The organism is Streptomyces lincolnensis (assembly GCF_001685355.1).
In the GTDB taxonomy this organism is placed as follows: Bacteria; Actinomycetota; Actinomycetes; order Streptomycetales; family Streptomycetaceae; genus Streptomyces; species Streptomyces lincolnensis.
This window is the reverse complement of the sequence record NZ_CP016438.1, coordinates 7,147,622-7,161,439: the sequence shown is the minus strand read 5'-3', so window position 1 is coordinate 7,161,439 and position 13,818 is coordinate 7,147,622. Positions and strand designations below refer to the sequence as shown.

Sequence of the window (13,818 nt, the reverse complement as noted above, 5' to 3'; positions counted from 1 at the left end):
TGAGGAAACCCCTGGTCAGACGGCTGGTTCGGGCCGTAGGATGACGCGCCCCCGGCCTCTGCCCCCCGCGGTCACCGCCTCACCGGGACCGCCCGACCCCGCGCCGTCGCCCGTCCCCCCACCGGCGCTGCTGCGATGGACTCCCAGACCTCATCGTCATCCCAGGCATCCCCGTCACCTCATACGTTCCAGGTCGACCTGCGTGGTCTGGTGGACCTGCTCTCCCATCACCTCTACTCCAGCCCCAAGGTCTACCTGCGCGAACTGCTCCAGAACGCGGTGGACGCGATCACCGCCCGGCGGGCCGAGCAGCCCGACGCCCCGGCGCGGGTGCGGCTGTACGCCGACGGCGGGTCCCTGCGTGTCGAGGACTCCGGGGTCGGTCTCACCGAGGCGGACGTGCACACCCTGCTCGCCACGATCGGGCGCAGTTCCAAGCGTGCCGACGGGCTGGCGGAGGTCCGCTCGGACTTCCTCGGGCAGTTCGGCATCGGGTTGCTGGCCTGTTTCGTGGTCGCCGAGCGGATCCGCGTGGTCAGCCGCAGTGCCCGTACGCCTCAGGCACCGCCCGTGGAGTGGACGGCGAGCGACGACGGTTCGTACACCGTGCGGACCCTGCCCGACGACGCCCGCCCCGAGCCGGGCACCACCGTGCACCTGGTGGCGCGGGCCGGGGCCGGCGAGTGGCTGACCGAGGCGCGCGTGCTGGCGCTGGCGCGCGACTTCGGGGTGCTGCTGCCCTACGACGTGCGGGTGGGCGAGGAGGCGGTCACCGATCTGCCCGCGCCCTGGGACCGGCCCTATCCGAGCCCCGCCAACCGCCGGGTCGCGCTGGCCCGGCACTGTCACGACCTGTTCGGGTTCACTCCGCTGGACGCCATCGACCTGGACGTGCCGCTCGCCGGGATCCGCGGGGTGGCGTACGTCCTGCCGTCGGCGGTCAGTCCGGCGCAGCGGGCGAGTCACCGCGTGCACCTGAAGGGCATGCTGCTGACCGAGCGGGGCGAACAGCTGCTGCCCGACTGGGCGTTCTTCGTGCGCTGCGTCCTGGACACCGACAGCCTGCGGCCCACGGCCTCACGCGAGTCGCTGTACGAGGACGAGACGCTGGCCGCCGTACGGGAGGCGCTGGGGGAAAGGATCCGGGCCTGGCTGACCGGGCTCGCGGCCGGTGATCCGGAGCGCCTGGCGGCCTTCCTGGAGGTGCACCACCTGGGGGTGAAGTCGCTGGCGCGGCACGACCGGGAGATGCTGCGGACGATGCTGCCGTGGCTCCCCTTCGAGACGACCGACGGGCAGCTGTCCCTGGAGGAGTTCGCGCAGCGGCATCCGGTGGTGCACTTCACGCGGACCGTCGAGGAGTACCGCCAGGTCGCGCCGATCGCGTCCGCGCAGGGCGTCGGTGTGGTCAACGGCGGCTACACCTACGACAGCGAGCTGGTCGAGGCGCTGCCCTCGGTGCGTCCGGGGACGGTCGTGGCCGAGCTGGACGCCGACACCGTGACCGCGCACCTGGACGCGGTCGATCCGGCCGAGGAGCTGGCCCTGTCGGGCTTCCTGGCGATCGCGCGGGCCAAGCTCGACCCGCTGGGCTGTGACGTGGTCCTGCGTGCCTTCCACCCGCTGTCGGTGCCCGCGCTGCACCTGGACGACCGGGCGGCGCGGCACGAGCAGGCCCGTGCCGAGGCCGAGGAGCGGGCCGACGACCTGTGGGCGGGCATCCTGGGCTCGCTGCGCGGCAGCGCCCCGCGCGCGCGTCTGGTGCTCAACCATCTCAACCCGCTGATCCGGCGCATCAGTTCCCTGCGCGAACCGGACCTGATCGGCACCGCCACGGAATCCCTCTACGGGCAGGCGCTGCTGATGGCGCAGCGCCCCCTCAGGCCGGCCGACTCGGCGCTGCTGAACCGGTCGTTCATCGGCCTTCTGGAATGGGCCACGCACAGCGAGGACGGTCAGCGATGAGCGGGATCACGGACTTCGACTCCCTCCGCGAGGCGATGGCGGAGAACGCCGAGCAGCCGGAGGGGCCCGCCCGCAACGCGCGCGCGGAGCAGCTGCTCGCCGAGGCGGAGAGGCTGGACATCCCGCTCGCCGTGATCGAGGCGCTCGGGCACCAGCTGAAGGTCTACAACTACAGCTCCGAGAAGGACAAGATGTTCGTCCCCTTCGCGCGTCTGCTGCGCATGTGGGACGAGCGGCCCGAGGACTTCGACGAGTACGAGACGCACTCGCTGCACTGGGTCTTCAAGTGGATGTCGTCGGGCATGCTCGACCAGCCGCACATCCCGCTCGCCTCGATCGAGAAGTGGCTCGGCGAGATGGAGCACCGCTACCGGCTGGCCGGGCACTCCGAACGGGCCGTGCGCGGCGCGGAGTTCAGCGTGGCCGCGCATGTCGGGGACGTGGCGCGGGCCGAGCGGGCGTACGCCGCGTGGCTGGCCGCCGACCGGGACGCCATGGCCGACTGCCATGCCTGCGAGCTGCACTCGCAGGGCTGGTGGCAGGTGGAGCGCGGCCGGGACGCGGACGCGCTGCGGCTGTGGGAGCCGGTCCTGGAGGGCGAGTTCACCTGCGCCCACGAGCCGCACACGGTCCTCGCGTCCTCCCTGGCGCCCCTGCTGCGGCTGGGCCGCGTGGACGAGGCGCGCGCCCACCATCTGCGCGGCTTCCGGCTCGTGCGGGCCATGGAGAGCATGCGCGGCGCCTACGCGGACCACGTCGAGTTCTGCGCGCTGACCGGCAACGAGGCACGCGGCCTGGAACTCCTCGCGGAGCGGCCGGCGTACTTCACGGACGGCGGGCATCCGCGCAGCGGGCTGGACTTCATGGCCGTGGTGACCCTGCTCATGGACCGGCTGACCGAGCTCGGGCTCGGCGACCGGCGGGTGCCCGGTCCTCCCGACCGGGAGTGGACCGCGCGGGATCTCGCCGCCCACGCGCGCGGGGAGGCCCTCGCCCTCGCCGCCCGCTTCGACGACCGCAACGGCACCTCGCACATCGGCGAGCAGACACGCGCGCGCATGGCGCAGCGGCCCCTGGTGGAACGGCTGCCCCTGGGCGTGCGTACGACGGCCCGGCCGGCCCCCGCACTGGCGCCGCCCGTCCCCGCCGCGGAGCCCGGCCTGCCCGGCCTGCCCGCCCTGATCGCCGAGGCCCGGCGCCTGTCGGACACCCTCCAGCCGCACGCGGTGGAGGCATGGGCCGCGGTGGCGCGGGCGGCGGAGGGCGTCGATCTGGACGCCCGCGACCGGGCCGAGATCGCCGACCACGAGGCGATGGACCGCGGCGCCGAGGGCATCGCACTCTTCGAGTGCGCGGCCGAGTTCTACACCGCGGCCGGCGACCCCGGCGAGGCCCTGGCGGCCCGTACCCGCGCGGCCTACGTCCACGCCCTCACGGGCCACGTGGAGGAGGCACTCGCGGCCGTCGCCGGCCCCTACGACGAGATCCTCGCGCTCTACGCCGAGGACGGCACCGGTGTTCGGCAGACGGCCTCCGTGCTGATGGGCCGCGCGCGGGTGCTGATGCGCCGGGTGCAGGAGGCGGTGGAGCAGAGCGACCCCTCGACCGGCCCCGCGCACTCCCTGGGCAGGGTCCTCGCCGACGCCGAGGCGGCCGCCCGGGAAGTGCTGGCCCTGGTGGAGGGCCACACCGGGGACGACGTACGGCTGGCCGCGCGGGCGGCCGAGGCGCAGGCGATGCTGGCCGAGCTGGCGGCTCAGGGCGGGGATCTGGAGGTGGCCGCGGAGCTGTACGCGCGCGCGGCGGCCGCGTTCGTCTCCGCCGGGCTGCCGTGGTTCGCGGTGGAGTACGAGGCCCGGCTGGCCGGGCTGGCTCACCACCTCGGGGACCTGGCCGGGACGGAGCGGGCCCTGCGGGCCGCCCTGGAGCACGGCGGGCCGCAGCTGGAGGCCACGGGACGGGCGCAGCTGCATCTCCAGCTCGCCGAGGTCGTCGGCGCCCGGGGAGAGGCCGAGGAGGCCGCCGAGCACGCCCTGGAGGCCGCGCACTGGGCCGACGAGGCCGGCCAGGGCCCGACGTTCGGCGCGCTCGCCCGGCACCAGCTCGGCGGGTTCCTGCTGCGCCGGGGCCGGTGGGCCGAGGCCGCGGAGGTGCTGGAGTCGGCGCTGCCCGACCTGAGCGCCGAGACCCACGGCGACGGCGCGGTCGTCCAGGCCCTGTGGTGGCTCGGCGACTGCCTGGGCGAACTCGGCGACCACCACGAGGCGGCGCGGCGGCGGCTCCAGGCGGCCGAGATCGCCCGGCACTGGCCCGAGCAGCAGGACCACGCCACGCTCGCCCACCTCGCCGCCGAGTCCCTCGGGCAGGCGGATCTCCCCAAGGAGGCGGACCGCGCCTACGCACGCGCGGGCGACCTGTGGCGCTCACTCGGCGACGTCCACGGCCTGGTCCGCTCCCTGCGCGCCCGCGCCTGGCTCGCCCTGCGCACGGAGAACGGCTCCGGCGCGGCCCGGGAGCTGATGGCGGGCGCGGTCCACGCGTGCGAGGCCGCGCTGGGCTCGACCGCCGCCGCCGACGATCCCCGCGCCGCGGCCCCGGACGACGAGGAGGCCGCGGCCGCCGAGGACGCGCGGCTGCGGCTGGTGGCCGAACTGGGCCACACCCGCCACCAGTTCGGCGACCTGCTCGCCCGTTCCGCCGCCGAGGACGCCGAGGACGACTCGATCCGGGCCGTCCTGGAGGAGGCCCTGGCCCAGATGACGGAGGCCATCGTGGTCTTCGCCTCGCTCGGCGCCGACGCCCTGCACAGCCGCACCGGCGCCGAACTCGCCGCGGGCTGGCTGGAGGCCGACCTGGGCCGCCCCTCCCGGGCACTGGCACGCGCGCGTGCGGTGCGCACGGCGTACGAGGGCGGTGTCACGGACGACGTCACCGCGCGGGCCAGGCGGGCCGAGGCGGAGCAGATGCTCCAGCTCGCGGAAGACGCCGAGAACGCTGCGAACGCGGCGAGCGCCGAGGACGCCGAGAACCGGGACGCGTAGGGGAACCCGGCCCTACTCGGAACCCGGCCCTACTCGACCCCGATGAGCAGCAGCGCCCCCTGCCGGCCGCCCCGGTACACCACCGTGTCGACGGCGAGGTAGGCCTCCCGCACCCGCTCCTCAAGACGGTCGGCCACGGAGTCCGGCGCCTCGTCGCCCAGGACGAGCGTGACCAGTTCGCCGCCTGCCGAGAGCATGCGGTCCAGGACGGTCTGGGCGGTGGCGGTGACGTCCGAGCCGATCACGGCCACATCGCCCTCGATCAGGCCGAGGACGTCCCCGGCCTGGCAGATGCCGGCCATGGTCCAGGACTGGCGTTCCGCGACGACGACCTCGGCGTACCGGGTGGCGCCCGCGGCCGAGGTCATCGTCACGACGTCCTCGTCGAAGCGGCGCTCCGGCTCGTGCACGGCGAGCGCCGCGATCCCCTGGACCGCGGAGCGCGTCGGGATCAGGGCCACCCGGATGCCCTCCGTGCGGGCCTGCTCGGCGGCCGCGGCGGCCGTGTGGCGCAGATCGGCGTCATTGGGCAGCAGCACCACCTCGCGCGCGTGGGCACGCCGTACGGCCTCCACGAGCTCCCCGCTCGCGGGCGGCTCCCCGGGGCGCGCGAGCACCGTGGTCGCGCCCTCCCCGTTGTAGAGCCCGGCCAGGCCCTCGCCGGGCACGACGGCCACGACGGCGCGCTGGGCCCGCTCCCGGACCGGCCGTTCGGCACCGGTGGTGTGCACGTCACCGAGCCCGAAGTGCGTGATCCGGATCCGGTACGGCCGTCCGGCCTCGACGCCCGCCTCCACGGCGGCGCCCGCGTCGTCGACGTGCACATGGACGTTCCACAGGCCGTCGCCGCCGACCACGACGAGCGAGTCCCCGAGGGCGTCGAGCCGCTCCCGCAGCCGGTCCACCGCCGTGTCCTCGGCCTCCAGCAGGTAGATCACCTCGAAGGCGGGCCCGCCGGTCTCCGGGGCGTCGGCGCACTCTTCGAGCGAGCCTTCGGAGGCTTCCGCGGCGACCGTGCCGCCCGCCACGCGCGCGTGCCCCGTGTCTGCCGCCACCGGGACTCCCCTGGGCGCCTCCCCCGTGAAGGTCTCCACCAGCGCCGCCAGCACCGCCACCAGGCCCCGCCCGCCGGCGTCCACCACTCCGGCCCGCTCCAGGACGGCGAGCTGGCCCGGCGTCGCGGCCAGTGCGGTACGCGCCCCGTCGTAGGCCGCCCGTGCGACCGTGCCGCAGTCGCCCTCCGCTGTCCCGGCCGCGTCGGCGGCGGCCGCGGCGACGGTGAGGACCGTGCCCTCGACGGGCCGGGCCACGGCCTGCCGGGCGGAGTCGGACGCGTGCCGCAGGGCGAGCCTCAGGCCCTCGCCGTCCGTGTGAACCGTCTCACTGTCGTCGGCGAGCACCTGGGCCATGCCGCGCAGCAGCTGGGCGAGGATCGTGCCCGAGTTGCCCCGGGCGCCTATGAGGGCTCCGTGCGCCATCGCGCGCATGGCGTCGGCGAGGGTCGGTTTCCCCGAGCCGTGGGCTCCGTGCGCCTCGAACACGGCCTCCACGGCCGTGACCGCCGACTCCACGGTCAGATACAGGTTCGTCCCGGTGTCGCCGTCGGCCACGGGGTAGACGTTGATCGCGTCGATCTCCTCACGCGCCCGCCCGAGCGCGGCCAACGCGAGACCGCACCAGGTACGCACCGCGAGAGCATCGAGGAATGTCTGCGGCACCTGCGCCACCTGCGCCTCCCAGCTGCTGGACGTGGGACGCAGCGTAGACCTCGGACCCCTGTCGGCCGGAAGAGGGCAGGGGGCAGGCCCCTGAGCAGCCATGGTAGTTTCGTTCCACTGGCGCAGTCGTTGTATGCTGCTCCGGTTGCCCGATCCACTCGGGCCAATTCCCCTGGCAACGCCACTCAGATCTCTGATCCTGCGATCTCGATCCCGGCCTGCCGGGATCCACCGTAAGTGCATCTGAAGTCTTTGGAGTGACCCGTGGCTGCCAACTGCGACGTCTGTGGCAAGGGGCCGAGCTTCGGCAACAACATCTCGCACTCTCACCGCCGTACGTCCCGTCGCTGGAACCCGAACATCCAGCGCGTCCGTACCGTGATGGGCGGGACGCCGAAGCGCGTGAACGCTTGCACCTCGTGCATCAAGGCCGGCAAGGTCTCGCGCTGACGCACAGCTAAGCGCGCGGCCACCGCTGGTTCGCTGCACTGAGCCGGTCCACCGAAAGGTGGACCGGCTTTTTGCCGTACCCACGAGCGCTCCGCCTACGACCGCTGCCGCCACCCGTGATCCACCGGACCGATCCCCCCGCCGAGCGCGAACCCGGCCTTGATCGCCCCGGTGACGTACTCCTTGGCCGCCGCCACCGCCTCCGGCACGGACCGCCCCCGGGCCAGGTGCGAGGCGATCGCGGAGGCGAGCGTGCAGCCGGTGCCGTGGGTGTGCCGGTTGTCGTACCGAGGCGCGCGCAGCCAGTGCTCCTCGGAGCCGTCGGTGAGCAGGTCCACGGCGTCGCCGGCGAGATGGCCGCCCTTGACGAGCGCCCAGGCCGGTCCGTACGACAGCAGGGCCTCGGCCGCCTCCCGCATCCCGGATTCCGACTCGACCCGGACGCCGGTGAGTTGCGCCACCTCGTCGAGGTTCGGCGTCGCCACCGTGGCCACCGGGAGCAGTGCCGTGCGTACCGAGTCCAGCGCGGACACGGCAAGCAGCGGATCACCGTGCTTGGAGACCCCGACCGGATCGATCACCGCGGGCACGTCCGTGCCGCCGATCAACTCGGCCACCGCCTCGACCAGTTCCGCCGAGGCGAGCATCCCGGTCTTCACGGCCTGTACGCCGATGTCGTCCACGACACTGCGGTACTGGGCCCGTACCGCCTCCACGGGCAGTTCCCAGGCGCCCTGCACCCCGAGGGAGTTCTGCGCGGTGACCGCCGTGACGACACTCATGCCGTGCACGCCGAGCGCGAGCATCGTCTTCAGGTCGGCCTGGATGCCCGCGCCCCCGCCGGAGTCGGAGCCCGCGACGGTGAGCACCCGGGGCGGCACGGCCACGGCCGTCATGACTCGATGTCCCCGCCGAAGTGGTCCCAGCCGCCCTTGTCGGTCCACGGCGCCCCGTCGACCGTCACCTGGGGCAGCGCGGAGGGGTTGAGCACCTCGCCGATCACCTTCCAGCGGGCGGGCAGCTTCACGTCCGGCGGGAAGGTCGCCACGATCGCGTGGTCCTCTCCCCCGGTCAGCACCCACTGCATGGGGTCGACACCGACGGCCTGCCCGATGTCGTACATCTGGGAAGGGATGTCGATCGCGCCGGAGCGGACGTCGATCCGGACCTTGCTGGCCTCCGCGATGTGCCCGAGGTCGGCGATCAGCCCGTCGCTCACGTCGCACATCGCCGTCGCCCCGAGCCCGGCGGCGGCCGGTCCCGCGTGGTACGGCGGTTCCGGACGCCGGTGCGCCTCCACGAAGGCGCGCGGGGAGCGGAAACCGCGGGAGAGGACCGCGTAGCCGGCCGCGGACCAGCCCAGCCAGCCCGTCACCGCGACGATGTCACCGGGCTGCGCGCCCCCTCGCGTGACGGGCTCCTGGTTGCGCAGATCGCCGAGCGCGGTGATCGACACCATGATCGTGTCGCCGCGTACGACATCACCGCCGACCACCGACGCGCCCGCGACCTGGCACTCGTCGCGCAGGCCGTCCATCATCTCGGTCGGCCAGGTCACCGGGAGTTCGGCCGGGACGACCAGACCGAGCAGCAGCGCGGTCGGCACGGCCCCCATGGCGGCGATGTCCGCGAGGTTCTGTGCGGCCGCCTTGCGTCCGACGTCGTAGGCGGTGGACCAGTCACGGCGGAAGTGCCGTCCCTCGATGAGGATGTCGGTGCTGGCCACGACCCTGCGGTCGGGAGCGGCGACCACCGCGGCGTCGTCGCCGGGGCCGACCCGGACCGCCGGGGTGGTGGTGAGACGGGAGGTGAGCTCCCTGATGAGCCCGAACTCCCCCAGCTCACCGACAGTGCCCTTCATCGCCCTTACGCCCCTTCTGTCCCTGTCCGTGCCCGGTCGCGCGTCACCAGTGTCCTCGATACGGTCGAGGTGGCCGTCAACTTCTGTCACCCCTGCACTCCGGCACGCGTACCCCGGCCCCCGCAGGTCTCCCCGTGGCGAGCGGCGACGCGATACCGTGGCGTTCCTTTTCCCCACATGATCCTCGTGGCCGCCCTGGAGGTTCCGTGGTACAGGCGTACATCCTGATCCAGACGGAGGTCGGCAAAGCGTCGACCGTCGCCGAGACGATCAGCAAGATTCCTGGGGTGATCCAGGCCGAGGACGTGACAGGACCCTATGACGTGATCGTGCGCGCCCAGGCCGACACCGTGGACGACCTCGGCCGCATGGTGGTCGCGAAGGTCCAGCAAGTGGACGGCATCACGCGCACCCTGACCTGCCCGGTCGTTCATCTGTAGCCCCGTCTACCCTTTGGCCGGTGAACTTCTTCCGCCACCGACTCCGCATCCTGATCGGGCCGCCCGCGCTCGTCGTACTGATCACGACCGCGGGCTGCTCATCAGCAGACGACAACAAGTCGGCGGCGGTTCCCAGTCCGGTGGCCAGGACGGCCGCACTGTGCCGGGATCTGGACAAGGTACTGCCGTCGAAGGTGGACGGTGAGAGCCGCCACGATCCCGAGCCCGCCTCCGCGCTGACCGCGGGCTGGGGAGGCCCGGAGATCATACTGCGCTGCGGTGTCCCCCAGCCGCCGAAGATGGTCGATCCGAAGGTGGCGGTGGGGGCGGACCCGGACGCGGTGGCCGGCGGGGTGAACGGCGTCGACTGGCTGATGGAGAAGCAGGACGACGGCGCGTACCGCTTCACCACCGCCAACCGTGAGGCCTACGTCGAGGTGACCGTGCCCAAGGGGCGGGACACCTCGGGGGTGCTGATCGATCTGGCGGCGGCCGTGAAGAAGGCGATACCCAAGGGCGTCGCCCCCCGTGGCCCCCGGGTCAGCGCAAGCCCGTAGACCTGCGCAGGGCCGCCTGGATCAGCCGGTCGACCAACTCCGGGTAGGCGATCCCACTGGCCTGCCACATCTGCGGGTACATCGAGATGGGCGTGAAGCCGGGCATCGTGTTGATCTCGTTGATCACGAACTCGCCGTCCTCGGTGAGGAAGAAGTCCGCGCGGACCAGGCCCTCGCAGGAGGCCGCCTCGAAGGCGTCCACCGCGAGCCGCCGCACCTCGGCCGTCTCCTCGGGCGTGAGGGGGGCCGGGACGATGCCGGGCGTGGAGTCGATGTACTTCGCGTCGAAGTCGTAGTAGGCGTGCTCCTGCGGCGGCGGGATCTCCGCGGGGACGGAGGCCCGGGGCCCGTCCTCGAACTCCAGGACCCCGCACTCGATCTCGCGGCCCCGCAACGCGGCCTCCACGAGGATCTTGGGGTCGTGCCGCTGCGCCTCGGCGATCGCCTCGTCGAGCCCGGACAGGTCGTCGACCTTGGTGATGCCGATCGACGAACCCGCGCGCGCGGGCTTCACGAACAGCGGCCAGCCGTGGTCGCCGGCGAGGTCGATGATCTTCTTGCGGGCGGCGGACTCGTCCCGCTCCCACTCGCGCGGCCGGATCACCACGTACGGGCCCACCTTGAGCCCGAAGGAGGTGAACACCCGCTTCATGTACTCCTTGTCCTGGCCCACGGCCGAGGCGAGCACACCGGATCCCACGTACGGCACTCCGGAGAGCTCCAGCATGCCCTGGAGGGTGCCGTCCTCGCCGTAGGGGCCGTGCAGCACCGGGAAGACGACGTCGATCTCGCCGAGCGCCTTGGGCACCGATCCCGGTTCGCTGTAGACGACTTCACGGCTCGCGGGGTCGACCGGGAGCACCACCGCGCCGTCGCTGGACTCGGAGAGTTCCGCCACGTCGGGCGTACGGCGGTCGGTGATCGCCATGCGTTCCGGTTCGTCGGCGGTGAGCACCCACCGGCCCTCGCGGGTGATGCCGATCGGCAGGACGTCGTACCTGGTCCGGTCGATGGCCTTGAGGACGGCGCCGGCGGTGACCGCGGAGATCCCGTGTTCGGAACTGCGCCCGCCGAACACGACGGCCACGCGCGGCTTGCGAGGCGGCTGCTCAGGGCTCTGGGAGAGGTTCTCGGTGCTCATATCGCGTTGAGGGTACCCGTTGGTAGTGCCCTGATACAGCGTGCGCCCCGCGCCGTGAAAGCGGCGTCGCTCAGCGTCGTTCGGGCTTCGCGCTGCGCGACATCAGCTCCTTGAGGGCGACCACCGGGGGCTTGCCCTCGTGCACGATCCCGACGACCGTCTCGGTGATGGGCATGTCGACGCCGTGCCGCCGGGCCAGATCCAGCACGGACTCACAGGACTTGACGCCTTCGGCGGTCTGCCTGGTGACCGCGATGGTCTCCTGAAGGGTCATGCCCTTGCCGAGGTTGGTGCCGAAGGTGTGGTTGCGGGACAGCGGCGAGGAGCAGGTCGCCACCAGGTCGCCGAGACCGGCGAGTCCGGAGAACGTCAGCGGGTCGGCGCCCATCGCGAGCCCGAGCCGGGTCGTCTCCGCGAGCCCGCGCGTGATGAGCGAGCCCTTGGCGTTGTCGCCGAGCCCCATGCCGTCCGCGATGCCCACGGCGAGACCGATGACGTTCTTGACGGCGCCGCCCAGTTCGCAGCCGACGACGTCCGTGTTGGTGTACGGGCGGAAGTAGGGCGTGTGGCACACGGTCTGGAGCCGCTGAGCGACGGCCTCGTCGGTGCAGGCGACCACGGCGGCGGCCGGCATCCGCGCGGCGATCTCACGCGCGAGATTCGGTCCGGTGACCACGGCGATCCGGTTCGGGCCGACCTTGGCGACATCCTCGATGACCTCGCTCATCCGCATGGCGGAACCGAGTTCGACGCCCTTCATGAGCGAGACGAGGACCGTGTCCGGAGCAAGCAACGGGGTCCACTCGGCGAGGTTGGCGCGCAAGGTCTGCGAGGGAACCGACAGCACCGTGAAGTCGGCGCCGGCCGCGGCCTCGGCGGGGTCCGTGGTGGCCCGCAGGTTCTCCGGAAGCTCGACGCCCGGGAAGTAGTCGGGGTTGGCCCGGGTGGAGTTGATCGCTTCGGCGACCTCCGCCCGGCGCGCCCACAAGGTGACCTCGCACCCCGCGTCGGCGAGCACCATGCCGAAGGCCGTGCCCCACGAACCGGCGCTGAATACCGCCGCCTTGACCGGCTTGCTCACGTGCCCTGCCCTTCTGCCTGCTTGCCTTTGCTCTGTGCCCGTGTCCGGCGCCGCTGCTCGACCCGTTCACGGCGCGGGTCGTAGGGCGTCTCGGGCGCCTTCTCGCCGCGGATCTGCTCCAGCTGGGCGGTGATGGCGGCCATGATGACCTCGGTCGCCTCCTTCAGGAGGTCCGGGGTCATCTCCTTGTCGTAGAACCGCGACAGGTCCACCGGCGGGCCCGCGAGCACCTGGTGGGTCTTGCGGGGCAGCAGATCGGGCTTCCTGGCGTACGGCGGCAGCACCTTGTTGGCGCCCCACTGGGCCACCGGGACGACCGGGCACCTGGTCTGGAGGGCGACGCGCGCGGCGCCGGTCTTGCCGGTCATGGGCCAGCCGTCGGGGTCGCGGGTGAGGGTGCCCTCGGGATAGAAGGCGACGCATTCACCGCGCTCCACGGCGGCGATCGCGGCCCGGAAGGCGCTCAGGGCGTCCGTACTCTCGCGGTAGACGGGGATCTGTCCGGTGCCGCGCATCGCGGCGGCGACGAATCCCTTCTTGAAAAGACCGCTCTTCGCCAGGAATCGCGGAACGCGCCCGGTGTTGTACTGAAAGTGCGCGTAGGCGAAGGGATCGATGTGCGAATTGTGGTTCACCGCGGTGATAAATCCGCCCTCGGCCGGAATGTTCTCCATTCCGCGCCAGTCCCGCTTGATCAGAACCACCAGTGGCGGTTTGCAGATCACCGCTGCGAAGCGGTACCAGAAGCCGATTCTGCGGCGGGGCACGCGGACACCTTCCTCTAGGGCCAGGGGGCCGCACAAGTGTCGCCCCAGGCCGCCGGTCTGTCGAGAACACCGTACGCCCCGCCCTCACGACGGACAGATGCCCCGGTGACGGCTGAGTAACAATGGCCGCGACAAGAGAGAGACGGAACGCTCGTGCAGTGGACCTTGGTCATACCCCTCAAGCCCCTGGCGCGGGCCAAGAGCAGGCTTGCGGACACCGCCGACGACGGAGTGCGCCCAGGCCTGGCCCTCGCCTTCGCACAGGACACCGTGGCGGCCGCGCTGGCCTGCCCGTCGGTCAAGGATGTGGCAGTCGTCACGGACGATCTCCTGGCCGGACGGGAGCTGGGCGCGCTCGGCGCCCGAATCGTCACCGACGAGCCCCGCGGCGGCCTCAATCCGGCCCTGGCCCACGCGGCGGCCGTTGTACGGGAAACGCGCCCCGACAGTGCCGTGGCGGCCCTGAACGCCGATCTGCCGGCGCTGCGCCCCCTTGAACTGGCCCGGGTCCTGGACGCGGCCGCGGAATTCCCCCGCGCTTTTCTCCCGGATGCCGCCGCAATAGGAACCACACTGTTGGCCGCGGGAGAGGGACAGGAATTGCGCCCCGCCTTCGGCACGGATTCCCGCGCCCGCCATCGCGCCTCGGGCGCCGTGGAACTCACCCTCGACACGGTGGACTCGGTACGTCAGGACGTGGACACCGGCGTGGATCTACGGGCCGCGCTGGCCCTGGGCGTGGGCCCGCGCACGGCCGCGGCGGCGGCCCGCCTGCTGATCCCGGGTTCCTGAGCGAG

The 13,818-nt window shown here is 72.6% G+C and carries 12 protein-coding genes; 6 read left to right on the top strand and 6 right to left on the bottom strand.

Annotation, left to right across the window (positions count from 1 at the left end; genetic code table 11):
* Positions 1-135 precede the first annotated feature (135 nt).
* The gene (locus tag SLINC_RS31980) at positions 136-1,965 is read left to right on the top strand and encodes an HSP90 family protein (RefSeq protein WP_079164834.1); all 1,830 of its coding nucleotides are present in this window, start codon (positions 136-138) and stop codon (positions 1,963-1,965) included.
* Positions 1,962-5,006, top strand: a complete 3,045-nt coding sequence (locus SLINC_RS31975; RefSeq protein ID WP_067440363.1) for a hypothetical protein — start codon at positions 1,962-1,964, stop codon at positions 5,004-5,006. The genes SLINC_RS31980 and SLINC_RS31975 overlap by 4 nt, the downstream gene beginning before the upstream one ends.
* 29 nt (positions 5,007-5,035) lie before the next feature.
* Here the strand turns inward: SLINC_RS31975 and SLINC_RS31970 are convergent, their stop codons facing one another.
* Positions 5,036-6,733: a DAK2 domain-containing protein gene (locus tag SLINC_RS31970; RefSeq protein WP_067440360.1), complete on the bottom strand. Its 1,698-nt coding sequence runs from the start codon at positions 6,731-6,733 to the stop codon at positions 5,036-5,038.
* Between the two features lie 255 nt (positions 6,734-6,988).
* Here SLINC_RS31970 and rpmB point away from each other — a divergent pair, with 255 nt between their 5' ends.
* On the top strand, positions 6,989-7,174 hold the full coding sequence (gene rpmB, locus SLINC_RS46440; RefSeq protein WP_079164833.1) for a 50S ribosomal protein L28: 186 nt from the start codon (positions 6,989-6,991) through the stop codon (positions 7,172-7,174).
* A gap of 95 nt (positions 7,175-7,269) precedes the next feature.
* Here the strand turns inward: rpmB and thiD are convergent, their stop codons facing one another.
* Together thiD and SLINC_RS31955 are read right to left on the bottom strand one after the other, a co-directional pair.
* A complete protein-coding gene (gene thiD, locus SLINC_RS31960; RefSeq protein ID WP_067440358.1) occupies positions 7,270-8,070 on the bottom strand; it encodes a bifunctional hydroxymethylpyrimidine kinase/phosphomethylpyrimidine kinase in 801 nt (266 codons plus the stop codon).
* Entirely contained in the window at positions 8,067-9,035 is a 969-nt protein-coding gene (locus tag SLINC_RS31955; protein ID WP_067440355.1) for a thiamine-phosphate kinase, read from the bottom strand. Before SLINC_RS31955 ends, thiD begins: the two co-directional genes overlap by 4 nt.
* Positions 9,036-9,241: 206 nt before the next feature.
* On the opposite strand from SLINC_RS31955, the gene SLINC_RS31950 reads away from it, so the two are divergent.
* Both SLINC_RS31950 and SLINC_RS31945 read left to right on the top strand, forming a co-directional pair.
* On the top strand, positions 9,242-9,475 hold the full coding sequence (locus tag SLINC_RS31950; RefSeq protein ID WP_003997603.1) for an Lrp/AsnC family transcriptional regulator: 234 nt from the start codon (positions 9,242-9,244) through the stop codon (positions 9,473-9,475).
* A gap of 20 nt (positions 9,476-9,495) precedes the next feature.
* The gene (locus tag SLINC_RS31945; protein WP_067440350.1) at positions 9,496-10,032 is read left to right on the top strand and encodes a DUF3515 domain-containing protein; all 537 of its coding nucleotides are present in this window, start codon (positions 9,496-9,498) and stop codon (positions 10,030-10,032) included.
* Here the strand turns inward: SLINC_RS31945 and SLINC_RS31940 are convergent.
* From SLINC_RS31940 to SLINC_RS31930, 3 genes are all read right to left on the bottom strand, one after another.
* Positions 10,016-11,173, bottom strand: a complete 1,158-nt coding sequence (locus SLINC_RS31940) for a D-alanine--D-alanine ligase family protein (RefSeq protein WP_067440348.1) — start codon at positions 11,171-11,173, stop codon at positions 10,016-10,018. The two genes, SLINC_RS31945 and SLINC_RS31940, sit on opposite strands and share 17 nt — an antisense overlap.
* 70 nt (positions 11,174-11,243) lie before the next feature.
* A complete protein-coding gene (locus SLINC_RS31935; RefSeq protein WP_067440346.1) occupies positions 11,244-12,254 on the bottom strand; it encodes an NAD(P)H-dependent glycerol-3-phosphate dehydrogenase in 1,011 nt (336 codons plus the stop codon).
* Entirely contained in the window at positions 12,251-13,021 is a 771-nt protein-coding gene (locus SLINC_RS31930; protein ID WP_067440343.1) for a lysophospholipid acyltransferase family protein, read from the bottom strand. Before SLINC_RS31930 ends, SLINC_RS31935 begins: the two co-directional genes overlap by 4 nt.
* A gap of 153 nt (positions 13,022-13,174) precedes the next feature.
* Between SLINC_RS31930 and cofC the strand changes: the two genes are divergently transcribed.
* On the top strand, positions 13,175-13,813 hold the full coding sequence (gene cofC / locus SLINC_RS31925) for a 2-phospho-L-lactate guanylyltransferase (protein WP_067440340.1): 639 nt from the start codon (positions 13,175-13,177) through the stop codon (positions 13,811-13,813).
* Positions 13,814-13,818: the final 5 nt, after the last annotated feature.

Bases quoted from the DNA above. Each gene is read 5' to 3' on its own strand.
- SLINC_RS31980 (WP_079164834.1), top strand. From the start codon at position 136: ATGGACTCCCAGACCTCATCGTCATCCCAGGCATCCCCGTCACCTCAT.
- SLINC_RS31975 (WP_067440363.1), top strand. From the start codon at position 1,962: ATGAGCGGGATCACGGACTTCGACTCCCTCCGCGAGGCGATGGCGGAG.
- thiD (WP_067440358.1), bottom strand. From the start codon at position 8,070: ATGACGGCCGTGGCCGTGCCGCCCCGGGTGCTCACCGTCGCGGGCTCC.
- SLINC_RS31955 (WP_067440355.1), bottom strand. From the start codon at position 9,035: ATGAAGGGCACTGTCGGTGAGCTGGGGGAGTTCGGGCTCATCAGGGAG.
- SLINC_RS31940 (WP_067440348.1), bottom strand. From the start codon at position 11,173: ATGAGCACCGAGAACCTCTCCCAGAGCCCTGAGCAGCCGCCTCGCAAG.